This is a genomic window from Pseudomonas sp. 7SR1, from assembly GCF_900156465.1.
Classification (GTDB): domain Bacteria; phylum Pseudomonadota; class Gammaproteobacteria; order Pseudomonadales; family Pseudomonadaceae; genus Aquipseudomonas.
Genome location: NZ_LT707064.1, coordinates 2,543,929 through 2,562,232 on the forward strand (window position 1 = coordinate 2,543,929; position 18,304 = coordinate 2,562,232).

The window sequence follows — 18,304 nt, forward strand, 5'->3', positions numbered from 1 at the left end:
TTGCGACGGCCGACTGGTGCAGTGGGCAAGTTTCTCAGGAGTGTAGCGCTCAGTAGGAAAAGCGTGATTCTTTGGTCGGAATCGGCGCAAAAGCTTCTAATGCATAACGCACGATGCAGCAGGGCACGCGACGACGTGCCTGCCTCCAGCGCGAGCAGGGGCTCTGGAGGCGATGGCGCTTGGGTGTCACATCCTCAGCGAGTGCGATAACGCAGTCGGGTACCGAAATTCATCGACATGAGGATCTCGTCGGCTGACAGCTCCGGCGGAAAATAGGCACCGGAGATCTGGGCGTGGGCCAGGCTTGCGCCCTCCAGTTTCGATTTGCGGAAATCGACGCCGCGCAAATCGGCGGAACGGAAATACGCATCGGTAAAATCGACGTCGTCCACGTTCAATTCCCGCAGATCGAGACCACGGAAGTCGCCGCCACGCATGTCGACCGGACCTTGAGGGCGCTCGCTGTTGAAGCCTGCGATGTCATCCTTGCGCAGCAAGTCATAAAGCGGAGTGTTGAGAAGCTTGGGATGGCTCATGTCATCGCACCTGTTGGTTTTATGACGCCAGTATAGTGCCACCAGTTGACGGTCGTGAAGCCGAGCGTCGCTTCACGACCGAAATAGTTGTTTACAGATTTGGCAGGCGCTGGCGAATCTGCGCGACGACCTCATCGAGCGAGGCGCTTTCATTGGTCTGGACCGGCTTGCTGCACAGGATTTCCTCCGGCGTCAGGGGCTCGCGGCTGGCCTGCTGGGCAGCGATCACGGCGAGGTTCGCGTCGGACGGATCCTTGTGGTCGGCCTGACGCTGCGCCAGGCGGCTTTCGATGACTGCCTGCGGCGCATCGCAGTCCAGGATCAGGAACGGCGCGCCCGTTGCTTCGGCGATCTTCGCGGCTGCGTTGCGTTGATCATGTTTGAGATAGGTCGCGTCGATGATCACCGGGAGCCCGGCGTGCAGGATGGCCCCTGCGACGTCATGCAGGCGGGCATAGGTGGTAGCGCTGGCGTCACTGCTGTAAATGCCGGCTTGTGGATCGTTCTGAACCTGTTGCTCGCCGAACAGGCGCTTGCGTTCCACATCCGAACGCAGGCGAATCGCGCCCAGTGCTTCCACCAGGCGCATCGCGACATGGCTTTTGCCCACTGCCGAAACACCGTGGGTGATGGCCAGGAAAGGAGATGGGATGGTGCTGTAGCTTTCAGCCAGGTTGGCGTAGTTGCGGTATTGGCGCAGGGTAGTGGCACGCTGTACGGGGTCTTCGGCCGACATGCTGAACAGCGCGACCTTGGCCCGTACCAGCGCACGGTAGGCCTTGTAGAAGTTCAGCAGTTCCAGGCCCTGGTAATCGCCGGTCAGCTCCAGGTACTGGCTGACGAAGCGCCGGGCCAGCGACTTGAGGCCGCGGTCTTCCAGGTCCATGGCCAGGAATCCGGTGTCGGCATAGACGTCGGTGAAGCGGAATGGCTCGTTGAACTCGATGCAATCGAAAATCACCACCTTGCCGTCGATCACGGTAGCGTTACCCAGGTGGATGTCGCCGTGGCATTCACGGATGAAGCCTTCGGCCTTGCGTTGGGTAAACAGTGGCTTGAGGCGTTCGAAGCTGCTTTCGGCCCAGGCCTGCAGGGCCTCGAGCTGCGCCAGGTCGGCCTTGTCACTGAGGAAGGGGCGGATCTGTTCGAAGTTCTGCCGCACCGGAGCCATCACGCTGTCGGGAGTGCCCGCCTGGTTTTCGGCAGGGACCTTGGGCGTGGAAAGGTGGAACCTGGCGATCTGTTCAGCCATTTCATCGATGTGTGCGGTCGTCAGTTCGCCATTGGCCTGCAATGTACTGAGCAGTTGGCTCTGGGGAAATTGACGCATCTTCAAGGCATATTCGATGGCTGGGCCGTCGCCTCCCAGCTGTGGTGCTTCGACGCTGCCGGTAATCGGGAGCACCTCCAGGTAGAGATCCTGGGTCAATCGCTGGTTCAGGCGCAGCTCTTCGCCGCAGAAATGCTTGCGGGACTCGAGGTCGGTGAAATCGAGGAAGCCGAAATTGACCGGCTTCTTGAACTTGTAGGCGTACGGGCCGGTAAGCAAGACCCAGGAAATATGGGTTTCGATGACCTGGAACCCTTCGACGGGATGCGGGTAGAGGGCCGGGTTTTGCAGGGCAGCGATCAGGGACTGGCTCACAGGCGATCCTTCAGAGTCTGGAAATCAAGGTCGTCATTATGGCGGCAAGCCGCGCTAACGCAAACCGGATGGTCCCGTTCTGTCAGGCGGGTTTGCGGGCTCATGTTGAACCGCCGCAAAGTGCGTATAATCCGCCGCCATGACTCGTACCCGATCCCCCCGTACCCCCAAGAAACCACCCGCCAGCCGCCTGCGGCCCTGGTTGGGCTGGGCCCTTAAACTCAGCCTGGTGGGCCTCGTCGTGCTCGCCGGTTTTGCCGTCTACCTCGATGCCGTGGTCCAGGAGAAGTTCTCCGGCAAGCGCTGGATGATTCCGGCCAAGGTCTACGCGCGTCCGCTGGAGTTGTTCGTCGGCCAGAAACTGAGCCGCGATGATTTCCTCACCGAACTCGATGCCCTGGGCTACCGCCGTGAGAGCGTGGCCAACGGGCCGGGGGCGGCTTCCGTCAATGGCAATACCGTTGAACTCAATACCCGGGGGTTCCAGTTCTATGAAGGCATGGAGCAGGCGCAACCGGTGCGGGTGCGGTTTTCGGGCGACTATGTGGCCGCGCTGACCGGTGCCAAGAATGCGAATCTATCGGTGGTGCGCCTCGAGCCCCTGTTGATCGGTGGGCTATATCCCAAGAACCTGGAAGACCGGATCCTGATCAAGATCGACCAGGTACCGCCGTTCCTGATCGACACGCTGATCGCCGTCGAGGACCGGGACTTCTATCATCACTTCGGCGTTTCACCCAAGTCGATAGCCCGCGCTGTCTGGGTCAACACGTCCTCGGGCCACATGCGCCAGGGCGGCAGTACCCTGACCCAACAGTTGGTCAAGAACTTCTACCTGACCAACGAGCGCAGCCTCTCTCGCAAGCTCACCGAAGCCATGATGGCCTTGCTGTTGGAGCTGCATTACGACAAGCAGGAAATCCTCGAGGCTTACCTCAACGAGGTCTTCATCGGCCAGGATGGCCAGCGGGCGGTGCACGGTTTCGGCCTTGCCAGCCAGTTCTTCTTCAGCCAGCCACTGTCCGAGCTCAAGCTGCACCAGGTGGCGTTGCTGGTGGGCATGGTCAAGGGGCCGTCTTCCTATAATCCGCGTCGCAATCCCGAACGCGCCCTCGAACGACGCAACCTGGTGCTGGATCTGTTGCAGCAACAGGGCGTGGCGACGGCCGAGCAGGTCGAGGCGGCGAAAAAAATGCCACTGGGCGTGACCAAGCGCGGCAGTCTGGCGGACAGTTCGTTCCCCGGTTTTCTTGACCTGGTCAAGCGTCAACTGCGTGAGGACTACCGCGACGAAGACTTGACCGAAGAAGGCCTGCGCATCTTTACCAGTTTTGATCCGATCCTGCAGATGAAGGCCGAGGCCTCGGTCGAAGACACGTTCAAGCGACTGGGCGGGCGCAAGGGCGCCGATGAAGTCGAGGCTGCCATGGTGGTGACCAATCCGGAAACCGGTGAAGTCCAGGCCATGATCGGCAGTCGCCAGGCCAGTTTTGCCGGATTCAACCGGGCCTTGGATGCGGTGCGTCCGATCGGCTCGCTGATCAAGCCGGCGGTGTACCTCACGGCCTTGGAGAAACCGAGCCAGTACACCTTGACCAGTTGGTTGTCCGACGAGGCCTTCTCGGTCAAGGGGGCGGATGGCCAGGTCTGGAAGCCGCAGAACTATGATCGCCGCACCCACGGTACGGTGTTCCTGTACCAGGGGCTGGCGCATTCCTACAACCTGTCCACGGCGCGCCTTGGCATGGAAGTCGGTGTGCCGAACGTGCTCAAGACCCTGGCGCGCCTGGGGGTCAACCGTGAACTCCCGGCGTTCCCATCGATGTTGCTGGGCGCTGGTGGTCTCACGCCGATCGAAGTAGCGGCCATGTACCAGACGCTGGCCAACGGTGGCTTCAATACACCGATGCGCGGGATCCGCAGCGTGCTCACCGCCGACGGCGAGCCTCTCAAGCGCTACCCGTTCCAGATCCAGCAGCGTTTCGATCCGGCCTCCATCTATCTAATCCAGAGCGCCATGCAGCGGGTCATGCGTGAAGGTACCGGCAGTTCGGTTTATAACGTGCTGCCCCGGACCCTGACTCTGGCGGGCAAGACCGGTACCAGTAACGATTCGCGCGATAGCTGGTTCGCCGGTTTCAGCCAGGATCTGTTGGCAGTGGTCTGGCTTGGTCGTGATGACAACGGCAAGACGCCATTCACCGGTGCCACTGGCGCGCTGCAAGTCTGGACCAGTTTCATGCGCAAGGCTGATCCGTTGCCGCTGGATATGCCGCAACCGGACAACATCGTCCAGGCCTGGGTCGATTCCCGTACCGGACAGGGCTCCGACGCCAATTGTCCGGGGGCGGTACAGATGCCGTATATTCGCGGCAGCGAACCGCCACCCGGTGCCGCCTGTGGCGGTACGAATCCCGCCGAATCGGTGATGGATTGGGTCAAGGACTGGATGAATTAAGCAAAGAGGGTTTCAAGTGAACAAGTGGTTGATTCCAGCGGTGACTGCCGTGGCTTTGCTCAGTGGTTGCTCCACCGTACAACGTGGTTCTATTCCGGTGGTCGATGCCGGCACGGCGGTTTCCAACAGCGAGCGGGTCTCGGCCAGCGGCGGTTTCCGTCAGACGACAGTGAAGCGCCCGGTGCAAGGGCAGGCCCAGGCTATTCCCCAGGGTGACTCCGGTGTCGTGGTCATGGTACCGGGCGGTGGTGCGGCCACTTCGGCTCCGATCAGCAGCCAGCCGATCACGCCGGGTCCGGTCACGTCTGGCCCGATCACGCCAGGGCCTGTGAACGGTTCGCCGATCGACCAGGGCAGCTACAGCATGCCGTCGACGTCGGGTAGCATTGCGCCGTCCAACAGCGGTGGCTTGTCCGCCGATGAACAGCTGGACGGGCCGGTACTGGCCCTGTTGACCACGGCCCAGCAGCAACAGGCCGGCGGTGACTTGAATGGTGCTTCCTCCAGCCTGGAGCGCGCTCAACGCGTTGCGCCACGTGAACCCCAGGTTCTTTATCGCCTGGCCCAGGTGCGTCTGGCCCAAGGCGATGCGCCGCAAGCCGAGCAACTGGCTCGTCGTGGCCTGACATTTACTAGTGGTCGTCCGGCACTTCAGGCCAGCCTGTGGGAATTGATCGCCCAGGCCCGTGAGAAGCAGGGCGATTCTGCTGGCGCGGCGCTGGCCCGCCAGAAGGCCAAGGTTTCGCTCTGATGGACGGTCGCTTCCCTCGGATCGCCGACCAGTTGCTGCTGATCGAGCGAGAGCTGCGGGTTCAGGGTTGGTGGAGCAGCGTTTCGCCTTCGGCCGAAGCGCTGGCCAGTGTCGAGCCATTCGCGGTCGATACCCTGGACTTTGAACAATGGCTGCAGTGGATCTTCCTGCCTCGCATGAAAGCCATCCTGGAAAACGACCTGCCATTGCCCAATGCCTCGGGCATCCTGGCCATGGCCGAAATGGTCTATGCCCAGCGCCCGGGACAGGGCGTCGAGCTGCAACGGTTGCTGGCGCAGTTCGACCAGTTGATCAGCGAGGCCAGCTGACCGTCGTCACTGGCAGTGCTCTTCGATCTGCTGGCGCGTTTCGTCGATACGCTGACGCCGCTCTTCATCCGTGAGGCGGCGTATTTCCCCCTCCACTTCCTCGCGCAGCCTCGGGTTGTTCTGCAGTTGCGCCAGGTTGGTCCGGGCCTGTTCGCAGAAAGCCTTGAGCTGGGCCTCCTGCTCGGCGACCTGTTTCTTCACCTCCTGATCGATGACCTTCTGGTCACCAATGGCACCGCCGGTGGGGGGCGCTGGCGGCTTGCCAGCAGGCGATGGAGCGGATTTGATCACGGTGGTGGCTTCTGCGCCTTGTGGCGGCTGGGAACCGAAATGGGTAACGCCCTGGGCGTCCACCCACTTGTAGACCTGGCCGGCCATGCACATTGGGCTCAGGCCAGCCAGCAGGCTGGCGGTCAGGAGGATCATTCGCATGCTGTTTCCTTGTCATGGGTTGCGCAATTGAAGCTAACACAGTAGCCGTTTAAAGGTTTTTTCTTGCGTTCTCATGCGCTTACTTCAATAAAGCACATAGACGACTTGACTTGCAGAAGGCGAAACAGAAGAATCCAAAGTCCGCTGTAGAGGGACTGCCAGAAGCAGACCCACTCGGCAGATCATGAGGCGCATATCCGCGTCGACCTGTTACACCCGCAACGCGTTACCTCGCGCTGGGTGGGAAAGGCCCGCAACACTTGGGACGATCCCAATACTTGCTCAGTCAGTGCTGACGTAGTCGGCGACCACCGTCGCTCATGCTCTGCCGAGAAGTAAACCTATTAAGACCCGTCCCCTTGTCGAGGGTCGGTATTCTGGCGTTTTAGAGGTGAACAACGTGGAGCTTTTATCTGGCGGTGAGATGCTCGTCCGCTTCTTGCGTGACGAAGGCGTCAAATATATCTACGGGTACCCGGGTGGTGCTCTTCTTCATGTCTATGATGCCCTGTTCAAAGAGCCGGAAGTGACCCACATCCTGGTTCGTCACGAGCAGGCGGCGACCCACATGGCTGACGGCTATGCCCGCGCCACCGGCAAGGCCGGCGTGGTACTGGTAACTTCCGGCCCTGGCGCCACGAACGCCATCACCGGTATCGCCACCGCCTACATGGACTCCATTCCGATGGTGATCATCTCCGGCCAGGTGCCTAGCACCATGGTCGGCACCGATGCGTTCCAGGAAACCGACATGATCGGTATCTCCCGGCCGATCGTGAAGCACAGCTTCATGATCAAGCACGCCTCGGAAATCCCGGAGGTCATGAAGAAGGCCTTCTACCTGGCCGAATCCGGCCGTCCCGGCCCGGTGGTGGTCGATGTCCCGAAAGACATGACCAACCCGGCCGAGAAATTCGAATACGTCTTTCCGAAAAAAGCCAAGCTGCGCTCCTACAGTCCGGCTGTACGCGGTCACTCAGGGCAAATCCGCAAGGCGGCAGAAATGTTGCTGGCGGCCAAGCGTCCCGTGCTGTATTCCGGCGGCGGCGTGATCCTGGGGGGCGGCTCCGCGCCGCTGACTGAACTGGCGAAGATGCTTAACCTGCCGGTAACCAATACGCTGATGGGCCTGGGCGCGTTTCCGGGTACCGACCGTCAGTTCATCGGCATGCTCGGCATGCACGGCAGCTACACCGCCAACCTGGCGATGCACCATGCGGACGTGATCCTGGCCGTCGGTGCGCGTTTCGATGATCGGGTCATCAACGGCCCGGCGAAATTCTGCCCGAACGCCAAGATCATCCATATCGACATCGACCCTGCGTCCATTTCCAAGACCATCAAGGCAGACGTGCCGATTGTCGGGCCGGTGGAAAGCGTATTGACCGAGATGGTCGCTATCCTCAAGGAGATCGGCGAGACGCCGAACAAGGACGCTGTCGCCAGCTGGTGGAAGCAGGTGGATGAATGGCGTGGCGACCGTGGCCTGTTCCCTTATGACAAGGGCGACGGCAGCGTGATCAAGCCGCAGACAGTGATCGAAACCCTGTGCGAAGTGACCAAGGGCGATGCCTTCATCACCTCGGACGTGGGCCAGCACCAGATGTTTGCCGCGCAATACTACAAGTTCAACAAACCCAACCGCTGGATCAACTCCGGTGGCCTGGGCACCATGGGCTTCGGTTTCCCCGCGGCCATGGGCGTCAAGCTGAGCTTTCCGGATAACGATGTCGCCTGCGTCACGGGCGAAGGCAGTATCCAGATGAACATCCAGGAGCTGTCCACCTGCCTGCAGTACGGTTTGCCGGTGAAGATCGTCAACCTGAACAACGGCGTGCTGGGTATGGTTCGCCAATGGCAGGACATGAGCTATGGCAGCCGTCATTCGCATTCCTACATGGAATCGCTGCCGGACTTCGTCAAGCTGGTCGAAGCCTATGGTCACGTGGGGATTCGCATCACCGAGCTTAAAGACCTGAAGTCCGGGCTCGAGGAGGCTTTCGCCATGAAGGATCGCCTGGTATTCCTCGATATCCAGGTCGATACCAGCGAACACGTCTATCCGATGCAGATCAAAGACGGTTCCATGCGCGATATGTGGCTGAGCAAGACGGAGCGTACCTAATCATGCGGCATATTATTTCCCTGCTTCTGGAAAACGAACCGGGTGCTCTGTCTCGTGTAGTAGGCCTGTTCTCGCAGCGCAACTACAACATCGAAAGCCTGACCGTGGCGCCTACCGAGGACCCGACCCTGTCGCGTCTGACGCTGACTACGGTGGGGCATGATGAAATCATCGAGCAGATCACCAAAAACCTGAACAAGCTGATCGAGGTGGTCAAGCTCGTGGACCTGTCGGAGAGCGCTCACATCGAGCGCGAACTGATGCTGGTCAAGGTCAAGGCCACCGGCGCCCAGCGCGCCGAGATCAAGCGCACCACCGATATTTATCGTGGGCAGATCGTTGATGTCAGCGCCAGCGTCTATACCGTTCAGTTGACCGGTACCAGCGACAAGCTCGACAGCTTCATTCAATCGATCGGCACCGCCTCGATTCTGGAAACCGTACGCAGTGGCGTTACCGGCATTGCCCGTGGCGACAAAGTACTGAGCATCTAAACCAAATTAGCGAATGGCCTGAACGGCCGGATATAGGGGAAATTCATGAAAGTTTTCTACGATAAAGATTGCGACCTGTCGATCATCCAGAGCAAGAAAGTCGCCATTATCGGTTACGGTTCCCAAGGCCACGCCCAGGCGTGCAACCTGAAAGATTCCGGTGTCGACGTGACCGTCGGCCTGCGTAAAGGCTCGGCCACCGTTGCCAAGGCGGAAGCCCACGGTCTGAAAGTGGCTGATGTGGCTTCCGCCGTTGCCGCTGCCGACCTGGTCATGATCCTGACTCCGGACGAGTTCCAGGGCGCTCTGTATCGCGACGAAATCGAACCGAACATCAAGAAGGGCGCGACCCTGGCTTTCTCCCACGGTTTTTCGATCCATTACAACCAGGTCGTGCCGCGTGCTGACCTCGACGTGATCATGATCGCACCGAAGGCCCCGGGCCACACCGTGCGTTCCGAATTCGTCAAGGGTGGCGGTATCCCTGACCTGATCGCTATCTACCAGGATGCCTCGGGCAACGCCAAGAATGTGGCACTGTCCTACGCCGCCGGTGTGGGCGGTGGCCGTACCGGCATCATCGAAACCACTTTCAAGGACGAGACCGAAACCGACCTGTTCGGTGAACAGGCTGTTCTGTGCGGTGGTACCGTGGAGCTGGTCAAGGCTGGTTTCGAAACCCTGGTTGAAGCCGGCTATGCGCCAGAAATGGCTTACTTCGAATGCCTGCACGAGCTGAAGCTGATCGTTGACCTCATGTACGAAGGCGGTATCGCCAACATGAACTACTCGATCTCCAACAACGCCGAATACGGCGAGTACGTGACTGGTCCGGAAGTGATCAACGCCGAGTCCCGCCAGGCCATGCGCAACGCCCTGAAACGTATTCAGGACGGCGAGTACGCCAAGATGTTCATCAGTGAAGGCGCCACCGGCTACCCTTCGATGACTGCCAAGCGTCGCAACAACGCTGCCCACGGTATCGAGATCATTGGTGAGCAACTGCGCTCGATGATGCCTTGGATCAGCGCCAACAAGATCGTCGACAAAGCCAAGAACTGAGTCGCGAGCTTGATCGAAAAACGCGGCCATGGCCGCGTTTTTTCGTTTGGACGGCTGCTTCTGGTATAAAGCTGCATCGTTTGCGGCCGAACCGTCGTCCCAGACACCTGTCGAATTTTTTCACACCGTTGCAAGGTACTGTCCATGAGCGAACGTCCCGACGAGCCAAACCAGGCTCCTGACGCCGAAAGCATGCTGCCCATCGATGAGCACGTCGAAGAAGGTCATGACGCTGAAGGCCGCAAGGTCCGGCATCGTGGCATCTATCTGCTGCCGAATCTGTTCACCACCGCCAACCTGTTCGCCGGTTTCTATTCCATCATCAGCTCCATGAGTGCCCAGGCTGCGTTGAGCGCTGGCGATGCTGCCGGGGCGAGCCGTTATTTCGCGTTCGCGGCCATCGCGATCTTTGTCGCCATGGTGCTCGATGGCCTGGACGGGCGCGTGGCTCGCATGACCAATACCCAGAGCGCTTTCGGCGCCGAGTACGACTCCCTGTCAGACATGGTCGCCTTTGGTGTGGCCCCGGCCTTGCTGGCATTCGGTTGGGCGCTGGGGGATATGGGCAAGGTCGGCTGGATGGTCGCTTTCATCTATGTGGCGGGCGCGGCCTTGCGGCTGGCGCGTTTCAATACGCAGGTGGGCAAGGCTGACAAGCGTTACTTCATCGGCCTGGCGAGTCCGGCTGCGGCAGGCGTCGTGGCGGGGGTTGTGTGGGCGTTCAGCGACTATGGCATCCAGGGGTCGAAAATGTCCTTCCTGGTGGCGCTGCTGGTAGCGGCGGCCGGTATGCTGATGGTCAGTAACATCAAGTACAACAGCTTCAAGGAACTGGATCTGAAGGGGCGCGTGCCGTTCGTTGCGATCCTGGCGGTGGTATTGGTATTCGCGGTTGTCTTCAGCGATCCGCCGCGTATCCTGCTGCTGGTATTCCTCGCCTATGCCGCTTCCGGGCCAGCGCAGTATCTGTTGCGTCTTCGCCGAGGCTAAACGTTGCCTTAATGTAATTTCCCCCATACTCCGCAGTCTATTGGTGCATCTGCCCTCCAATGCTGCGGAGTTGTCATGTTGATCAAAGTCTCCAAGTCGTCCGACTGCCGTGAATCGGATGTCACGCCTGAATCCCTCTATCTTTCTCGTCGCCAGATACTGGCGGCTACCGTGGTGGCTGGCGTTGCCATGAGTGGCGTTTCCCGTTGGGCGAGTGCTGCTGATGCCGCACGTTATCCCGATGTGGAGCCTGGCATGGCGCCTGCCTGGTTCACCGAGAAACTGTCATCCGCCCAGTGGGGCGCCGTCACGGTCAAGAATGAGTCAATCACGCCATTCAAGGACGCGACCCATTACAACAACTTCTATGAGTTCGGAACCGACAAGAGGGACCCGGCGGCCAATGCCGGCGCCTTGAAAACCGAGCCTTGGAGCGTGGTAGTGGATGGCGAGGTGGGCAAGCCGGGGCGCTATGCGCTGGAAGATTTCATGAAGCCTTATCAACTGGAGGAGCGCATCTATCGCTTGCGCTGCGTTGAGGCCTGGTCGATGGTCATTCCATGGATCGGCTTTCCCCTTTCCGCGTTGCTCAAGCAGGTCGAGCCGACCTCAAAGGCCCGGTACATCCGCTTCGAAACGCTGCAGGATCCAAAGATGATGCCCGGGCAGCGCTCTGGGTTTGCCTTGATCGATTGGCCTTATGTGGAGGGTTTGCGGCTGGATGAGGCGATGAGCCCGTTGGCGATCCTGGCTGTCGGCATGTATGGGCGAGAGCTGCCAAACCAGAATGGCGCACCTTTGCGGCTGGTTGTTCCATGGAAGTACGGTTTCAAGAGCGTGAAGTCCATTGTGCGCATCAGCCTGGTCAGCGAGCAGCCTAAAACCACCTGGCAAAGCATTGCCTCGGACGAGTACGGTTTCTATGCCAACGTCAACCCGACGGTAGACCATCCGCGCTGGACCCAGGCGCGCGAGCGTCGCTTGCCGAGCGGGCTATTCAGTCCAAACGTCCGCGATACATTGATGTTCAATGGTTACCAGGATGAAGTGGCCTCTCTTTATGCAGGGATGGACCTGAGGAAGGATTACTGATGCATTTTCCAGTGTGGCGGATCGGCGTCTTCATGGCGGTGGCAGTCTGGCCGCTGCTCTGGCTTTATGAGGCGTTGATGAGTGCGTTGGGGCCTGATCCGGGCAAGGTACTGGTGGATAGGCTTGGGTTGGGAGCACTGATTCTGCTGCTACTGACCTTGAGCATGACGCCAATGCAGAAATTGACGGGATGGGCGGGGTGGATTGCGGTAAGGCGCCAGCTCGGGTTGTGGTGCTTTGCTTATGTGGTGTTGCACTTGAGCTGCTACCTGGCATTCATTCTGGGCTTCGACTGGTCGCAGTTAGGTGTCGAGTTGAGCAAGCGGCCATACATTATTGTCGGGGTTATGGGGTTTCTCGGTTTATTGCCTTTGGCAATCACTTCCAATCGGTATAGCCAGCGTCGATTGGGCTCGCGCTGGAAGAAACTGCATCGTCTGGTTTATCCGATCCTTGGCCTTGGATTGCTGCATATGTTGTGGATCGTGAGGGCTGATCTCAAGGAGTGGTCGATCTATGCGGCCATAGGCCTTTTTTTGTTGATGTTGAGGATTCCACCGGTGTTGCGCCGTATCCCGCGATTAATGGGGCGCAAGGTTCCTTTTTCAACAAAAGCGTAATCAGGGGTTGACGGCAGATTCTGAGTCTCTATAATTCGCCCCACTTCCGGCGCAGTCGAAACGGAAAACTTCTTGAGATTCAATTAGTTATGAAGTTTTCGGGTGTGCAGAACTTCAAATCATCGAAGTCCGGAAGGGGGTCGACAGGGTTGCAGTCAAGTCCCGTCGGCACTTCGATCTTAACGATCGAAGACGCTGGAAAAGAGGTGTTGACAGCAGCGGCTAACGCTGTAGAATTCGCCTCCCGCTGACGAGAGATCGAAAGCGCAAGTGGTTGAAGTTGCAAAGGAAACTTTGAAAACTTCTGAAAATAACCACTTGACAGATGTACGGGGCGCTGTAGAATGCGCGCCTCGGTTGAGACGAAAGGCTCAACCCACCGCTCTTTAACAACTGAATCAAGCAATTCGTGTGGGTGCTTGTGGAGTCAGACTGCTAGTCAACAGATTATCAGCATCACAAGTTACTCCGCGAGAAATCAAAGATGTAACCAACGATTGCTGAGCCAAGTTTAGGGTTTTCTCAAAACCCAAAGATGTTTGAACTGAAGAGTTTGATCATGGCTCAGATTGAACGCTGGCGGCAGGCCTAACACATGCAAGTCGAGCGGTAGAGAGGTGCTTGCACTTCTTGAGAGCGGCGGACGGGTGAGTAATGCCTAGGAATCTGCCTGGTAGTGGGGGATAACGCTCGGAAACGGACGCTAATACCGCATACGTCCTACGGGAGAAAGCAGGGGACCTTCGGGCCTTGCGCTATCAGATGAGCCTAGGTCGGATTAGCTAGTTGGTGAGGTAATGGCTCACCAAGGCGACGATCCGTAACTGGTCTGAGAGGATGATCAGTCACACTGGAACTGAGACACGGTCCAGACTCCTACGGGAGGCAGCAGTGGGGAATATTGGACAATGGGCGAAAGCCTGATCCAGCCATGCCGCGTGTGTGAAGAAGGTCTTCGGATTGTAAAGCACTTTAAGTTGGGAGGAAGGGCAGTTACCTAATACGTAATTGTTTTGACGTTACCGACAGAATAAGCACCGGCTAACTCTGTGCCAGCAGCCGCGGTAATACAGAGGGTGCAAGCGTTAATCGGAATTACTGGGCGTAAAGCGCGCGTAGGTGGTTCGTTAAGTTGGATGTGAAAGCCCCGGGCTCAACCTGGGAACTGCATTCAAAACTGTCGAGCTAGAGTATGGTAGAGGGTGGTGGAATTTCCTGTGTAGCGGTGAAATGCGTAGATATAGGAAGGAACACCAGTGGCGAAGGCGACCACCTGGACTGATACTGACACTGAGGTGCGAAAGCGTGGGGAGCAAACAGGATTAGATACCCTGGTAGTCCACGCCGTAAACGATGTCAACTAGCCGTTGGGAGCCTTGAGCTCTTAGTGGCGCAGCTAACGCATTAAGTTGACCGCCTGGGGAGTACGGCCGCAAGGTTAAAACTCAAATGAATTGACGGGGGCCCGCACAAGCGGTGGAGCATGTGGTTTAATTCGAAGCAACGCGAAGAACCTTACCAGGCCTTGACATCCAATGAACTTTCCAGAGATGGATTGGTGCCTTCGGGAGCATTGAGACAGGTGCTGCATGGCTGTCGTCAGCTCGTGTCGTGAGATGTTGGGTTAAGTCCCGTAACGAGCGCAACCCTTGTCCTTAGTTACCAGCACGTAATGGTGGGCACTCTAAGGAGACTGCCGGTGACAAACCGGAGGAAGGTGGGGATGACGTCAAGTCATCATGGCCCTTACGGCCTGGGCTACACACGTGCTACAATGGTCGGTACAGAGGGTTGCCAAGCCGCGAGGTGGAGCTAATCCCACAAAACCGATCGTAGTCCGGATCGCAGTCTGCAACTCGACTGCGTGAAGTCGGAATCGCTAGTAATCGCGAATCAGAATGTCGCGGTGAATACGTTCCCGGGCCTTGTACACACCGCCCGTCACACCATGGGAGTGGGTTGCACCAGAAGTAGCTAGTCTAACCTTCGGGGGACGGTTACCACGGTGTGATTCATGACTGGGGTGAAGTCGTAACAAGGTAGCCGTAGGGGAACCTGCGGCTGGATCACCTCCTTAATCGACGACAGCAGCTGCTGCATGAGCTCCCACACGAATTGCTTGATTCATTGAAGAAGACGATTGGGTCTGTAGCTCAGTTGGTTAGAGCGCACCCCTGATAAGGGTGAGGTCGGCAGTTCGAATCTGCCCAGACCCACCAATTTCATGGTGTACCCTGTAGCGATACGGGGCCATAGCTCAGCTGGGAGAGCGCCTGCCTTGCACGCAGGAGGTCAGCGGTTCGATCCCGCTTGGCTCCACCATTACCGATTGGCACCAACGTTTAAAGCTTAGAAATGAGCATTCCACCGAACGGTGATGAATGTTGATTTCTAGTCTTTTGATTAGATCGTTCTTTAAAAATTTGGGTATGTGATAGAAAGATAGACTGGACGTTACTTTCACTGGTAACGGTTCAGGCTAAGGTAAAATTTGTGAGTTGCTCGTAGAGCAAGCGTACGAATTTTCGGCGAATGTCGTCTTCACAGTATAACCAGATTGCTTGGGGTTATATGGTCAAGTGAAGAAGCGCATACGGTGGATGCCTTGGCAGTCAGAGGCGATGAAAGACGTGGTAGCCTGCGAAAAGCTTCGGGGAGTCGGCAAACAGACTGTGATCCGGAGATGTCTGAATGGGGGAACCCAGCCATCACAAGATGGTTATCTTGCACTGAATACATAGGTGCAAGAGGCGAACCAGGGGAACTGAAACATCTAAGTACCCTGAGGAAAAGAAATCAACCGAGATTCCCTTAGTAGTGGCGAGCGAACGGGGACTAGCCCTTAAGCTTCTTTGATTTTAGCGGAACGCTCTGGAAAGTGCGGCCATAGTGGGTGATAGCCCTGTACGCGAAAGGATCTTAGAAGTGAAATCGAGTAGGACGGAGCACGAGAAACTTTGTCTGAATATGGGGGGACCATCCTCCAAGGCTAAATACTACTGACTGACCGATAGTGAACTAGTACCGTGAGGGAAAGGCGAAAAGAACCCCGGAGAGGGGAGTGAAATAGATCCTGAAACCGTATGCGTACAAGCAGTGGGAGCCCACTTTGTTGGGTGACTGCGTACCTTTTGTATAATGGGTCAGCGACTTATTTTCAGTGGCGAGCTTAACCGAATAGGGGAGGCGTAGCGAAAGCGAGTCTTAATAGGGCGTCTAGTCGCTGGGAATAGACCCGAAACCGGGCGATCTATCCATGGGCAGGTTGAAGGTTAGGTAACACTGACTGGAGGACCGAACCGACTACCGTTGAAAAGTTAGCGGATGACCTGTGGATCGGAGTGAAAGGCTAATCAAGCTCGGAGATAGCTGGTTCTCCTCGAAAGCTATTTAGGTAGCGCCTCATGTATCACTGTAGGGGGTAGAGCACTGTTTCGGCTAGGGGGTCATCCCGACTTACCAAACCGATGCAAACTCCGAATACCTACAAGTGCCGAGCATGGGAGACACACGGCGGGTGCTAACGTCCGTCGTGAAAAGGGAAACAACCCAGACCGTCAGCTAAGGTCCCAAAGTTATGGTTAAGTGGGAAACGATGTGGGAAGGCTTAGACAGCTAGGAGGTTGGCTTAGAAGCAGCCACCCTTTAAAGAAAGCGTAATAGCTCACTAGTCGAGTCGGCCTGCGCGGAAGATGTAACGGGGCTCAAACCATACACCGAAGCTACGGGTATCACGTAAGTGATGCGGTAGAGGAGCGTTCTGTAAGCCTGTGAAGGTGAGTTGAGAAGCTTGCTGGAGGTATCAGAAGTGCGAATGCTGACATGAGTAACGACAATGGGTGTGAAAAACACCCACGCCGAAAGACCAAGGTTTCCTGCGCAACGTTAATCGACGCAGGGTTAGTCGGTCCCTAAGGCGAGGCTGAAAAGCGTAGTCGATGGAAAACAGGTTAATATTCCTGTACTTCTGGTTATTGCGATGGAGGGACGGAGAAGGCTAGGCCAGCTTGGCGTTGGTTGTCCAAGTTTAAGGTGGTAGGCTGAAATCTTAGGTAAATCCGGGGTTTCAAGGCCGAGAGCTGATGACGAGTTACCCTCTGGGTGACGAAGTGGTTGATGCCATGCTTCCAAGAAAAGCTTCTAAGCTTCAGATAACCAGGAACCGTACCCCAAACCGACACAGGTGGTTGGGTAGAGAATACCAAGGCGCTTGAGAGAACTCGGGTGAAGGAACTAGGCAAAATGGCACCGTAACTTCGGGAGAAGGTGCGCCGGTGAGGGTGAAGCACTTGCTGCGTAAGCCCACGCCGGTCGAAGATACCAGGCCGCTGCGACTGTTTATTAAAAACACAGCACTCTGCAAACACGAAAGTGGACGTATAGGGTGTGACGCCTGCCCGGTGCCGGAAGGTTAATTGATGGGGTTAGCTAACGCGAAGCTCTTGATCGAAGCCCCGGTAAACGGCGGCCGTAACTATAACGGTCCTAAGGTAGCGAAATTCCTTGTCGGGTAAGTTCCGACCTGCACGAATGGCGTAACGATGGCGGCGCTGTCTCCACCCGAGACTCAGTGAAATTGAAATCGCTGTGAAGATGCAGTGTATCCGCGGCTAGACGGAAAGACCCCGTGAACCTTTACTATAGCTTTGCACTGGACTTTGAATTTGCTTGTGTAGGATAGGTGGGAGGCTTTGAAGCGTGGACGCCAGTCTGCGTGGAGCCATCCTTGAAATACCACCCTGGCAACTTTGAGGTTCTAACTCAGGTCCGTTATCCGGATCGAGGACAGTGTATGGTGGGTAGTTTGACTGGGGCGGTCTCCTCCTAAAGAGTAACGGAGGAGTACGAAGGTGCGCTCAGACCGGTCGGAAATCGGTCGTAGAGTATAAAGGCAAAAGCGCGCTTGACTGCGAGACAGACACGTCGAGCAGGTACGAAAGTAGGTCTTAGTGATCCGGTGGTTCTGTATGGAAGGGCCATCGCTCAACGGATAAAAGGTACTCCGGGGATAACAGGCTGATACCGCCCAAGAGTTCATATCGACGGCGGTGTTTGGCACCTCGATGTCGGCTCATCACATCCTGGGGCTGAAGCCGGTCCCAAGGGTATGGCTGTTCGCCATTTAAAGTGGTACGCGAGCTGGGTTTAGAACGTCGTGAGACAGTTCGGTCCCTATCTGCCGTGGACGTTTGAGATTTGAGAGGGGCTGCTCCTAGTACGAGAGGACCGGAGTGGACGAACCTCTGGTGTTCCGGTTGTCACGCCAGTGGCATTGCCGGGTAGCTATGTTCGGAAAAGATAACCGCTGAAAGCATCTAAGCGGGAAACTTGCCTCAAGATGAGATCTCACTGGAGCCTTGAGCTCCCTGAAGGGCCGTCGAAGACTACGACGTTGATAGGCAGGGTGTGTAAGCGCTGTGAGGCGTTGAGCTAACCTGTACTAATTGCCCGTGAGGCTTGACCATATAACACCCAAGCAATCTGTCGACTCGACAGAGACCAGATTGCGGTGTTGTGAAGACGAAACGAACCGAAAGTTCGAACGTGCTTGCAAGCAACACACAAACTATCGCATACCCATTCGCTGGAACGTGACCGTAAGGCACGCGCTGGCTACCGAATTTCTTGACGACCATAGAGCGTTGGAACCACCTGATCCCATCCCGAACTCAGAAGTGAAACGATGCATCGCCGATGGTAGTGTGGGGTTTCCCCATGTGAGAGTAGGTCATCGTCAAGATTAAATTCCGAAACCCCTATCTGCTGATGC

At 57.2% G+C, this 18,304-nt stretch carries 12 protein-coding genes, 2 tRNA genes and 3 rRNA genes; 14 read left to right on the plus strand and 3 right to left on the minus strand.

The annotated features are described in order from the left end of the window. Nucleotides 1–194: 194 nt before the first annotated feature. Together BW992_RS11610 and BW992_RS11615 are read right to left on the minus strand one after the other, a co-directional pair. Nucleotides 195–536, minus strand: coding sequence for a pentapeptide repeat-containing protein (locus tag BW992_RS11610; protein WP_072398650.1), 342 nt, complete (start codon nt 534–536; stop codon nt 195–197). 91 nt (nt 537–627) lie between these two features. Next, a complete protein-coding gene (locus BW992_RS11615) occupies nt 628–2,181 on the minus strand; it encodes a bifunctional aminoglycoside phosphotransferase/ATP-binding protein (RefSeq protein WP_072398651.1) in 1,554 nt (517 codons plus the stop codon). 139 nt (nt 2,182–2,320) lie between these two features. Between BW992_RS11615 and mrcB the strand changes: the two genes are divergently transcribed. From mrcB to BW992_RS11630, 3 genes are read left to right on the plus strand one after another with little or no spacing between them, the layout of a single operon-like run. Continuing rightward, the gene (gene mrcB / locus BW992_RS11620; RefSeq protein WP_072398652.1) at nt 2,321–4,639 is read left to right on the plus strand and encodes a penicillin-binding protein 1B; all 2,319 of its coding nucleotides are present in this window, start codon (nt 2,321–2,323) and stop codon (nt 4,637–4,639) included. Between the two features lie 16 nt (nt 4,640–4,655). Beyond that, complete coding sequence (locus BW992_RS11625) at nt 4,656–5,390, plus strand: tetratricopeptide repeat protein (RefSeq protein WP_072398653.1); 735 nt, start codon at nt 4,656–4,658, stop codon at nt 5,388–5,390. Further along, nucleotides 5,390–5,719: a YqcC family protein gene (locus BW992_RS11630; RefSeq protein WP_072398654.1), complete on the plus strand. Its 330-nt coding sequence runs from the start codon at nt 5,390–5,392 to the stop codon at nt 5,717–5,719. The genes BW992_RS11625 and BW992_RS11630 overlap by 1 nt, the downstream gene beginning before the upstream one ends. 6 nt (nt 5,720–5,725) lie before the next feature. Here BW992_RS11630 and BW992_RS11635 read toward each other — a convergent pair whose 3' ends face one another. Then, nucleotides 5,726–6,151, minus strand: a complete 426-nt coding sequence (locus BW992_RS11635; protein WP_072398655.1) for a DUF4124 domain-containing protein — start codon at nt 6,149–6,151, stop codon at nt 5,726–5,728. Nucleotides 6,152–6,551: 400 nt separating this feature from the next. Between BW992_RS11635 and BW992_RS11640 the strand changes: the two genes are divergently transcribed. The 11 genes from BW992_RS11640 to rrf all read left to right on the plus strand — a co-directional run bounded on the left by BW992_RS11640 (nt 6,552) and on the right by rrf (nt 18,274). Further along, nucleotides 6,552–8,276, plus strand: coding sequence for an acetolactate synthase 3 large subunit (locus BW992_RS11640; protein WP_072398661.1), 1,725 nt, complete (start codon nt 6,552–6,554; stop codon nt 8,274–8,276). Nucleotides 8,277–8,278: 2 nt separating this feature from the next. Continuing rightward, nucleotides 8,279–8,770, plus strand: a complete 492-nt coding sequence (gene ilvN / locus BW992_RS11645) for an acetolactate synthase small subunit (protein WP_003205610.1) — start codon at nt 8,279–8,281, stop codon at nt 8,768–8,770. A 45-nt stretch (nt 8,771–8,815) separates the two neighbouring features. Next, nucleotides 8,816–9,832: a ketol-acid reductoisomerase gene (gene ilvC, locus BW992_RS11650; protein ID WP_072398656.1), complete on the plus strand. Its 1,017-nt coding sequence runs from the start codon at nt 8,816–8,818 to the stop codon at nt 9,830–9,832. 144 nt (nt 9,833–9,976) lie between these two features. Beyond that, on the plus strand, nt 9,977–10,822 hold the full coding sequence (pssA, locus tag BW992_RS11655) for a CDP-diacylglycerol--serine O-phosphatidyltransferase (protein ID WP_072398657.1): 846 nt from the start codon (nt 9,977–9,979) through the stop codon (nt 10,820–10,822). Between the two features lie 75 nt (nt 10,823–10,897). After that, nucleotides 10,898–11,914: a protein-methionine-sulfoxide reductase catalytic subunit MsrP gene (gene msrP, locus BW992_RS11660; RefSeq protein ID WP_076406255.1), complete on the plus strand. Its 1,017-nt coding sequence runs from the start codon at nt 10,898–10,900 to the stop codon at nt 11,912–11,914. Next, nucleotides 11,914–12,534: a protein-methionine-sulfoxide reductase heme-binding subunit MsrQ gene (msrQ, locus tag BW992_RS11665; protein ID WP_072398659.1), complete on the plus strand. Its 621-nt coding sequence runs from the start codon at nt 11,914–11,916 to the stop codon at nt 12,532–12,534. The genes msrP and msrQ overlap by 1 nt, the downstream gene beginning before the upstream one ends. Nucleotides 12,535–13,075: 541 nt before the next feature. Then, a 16S ribosomal RNA gene (locus BW992_RS11675) occupies nt 13,076–14,611 on the plus strand. Nucleotides 14,612–14,676: 65 nt separating this feature from the next. Next, nucleotides 14,677–14,753: transfer RNA gene (locus BW992_RS11680), tRNA-Ile, on the plus strand. A 27-nt stretch (nt 14,754–14,780) separates the two neighbouring features. Next, nucleotides 14,781–14,856, plus strand: a tRNA-Ala gene (locus BW992_RS11685). 251 nt (nt 14,857–15,107) lie between these two features. Further along, nucleotides 15,108–17,999: ribosomal RNA gene (locus tag BW992_RS11690) — 23S ribosomal RNA — on the plus strand. 159 nt (nt 18,000–18,158) lie between these two features. After that, nucleotides 18,159–18,274 (plus strand): 5S ribosomal RNA (rrf, locus tag BW992_RS11695). The 16S, 23S and 5S rRNA genes sit together here with 2 tRNA genes alongside, the layout of an rRNA operon. Nucleotides 18,275–18,304 lie beyond the last annotated feature (30 nt).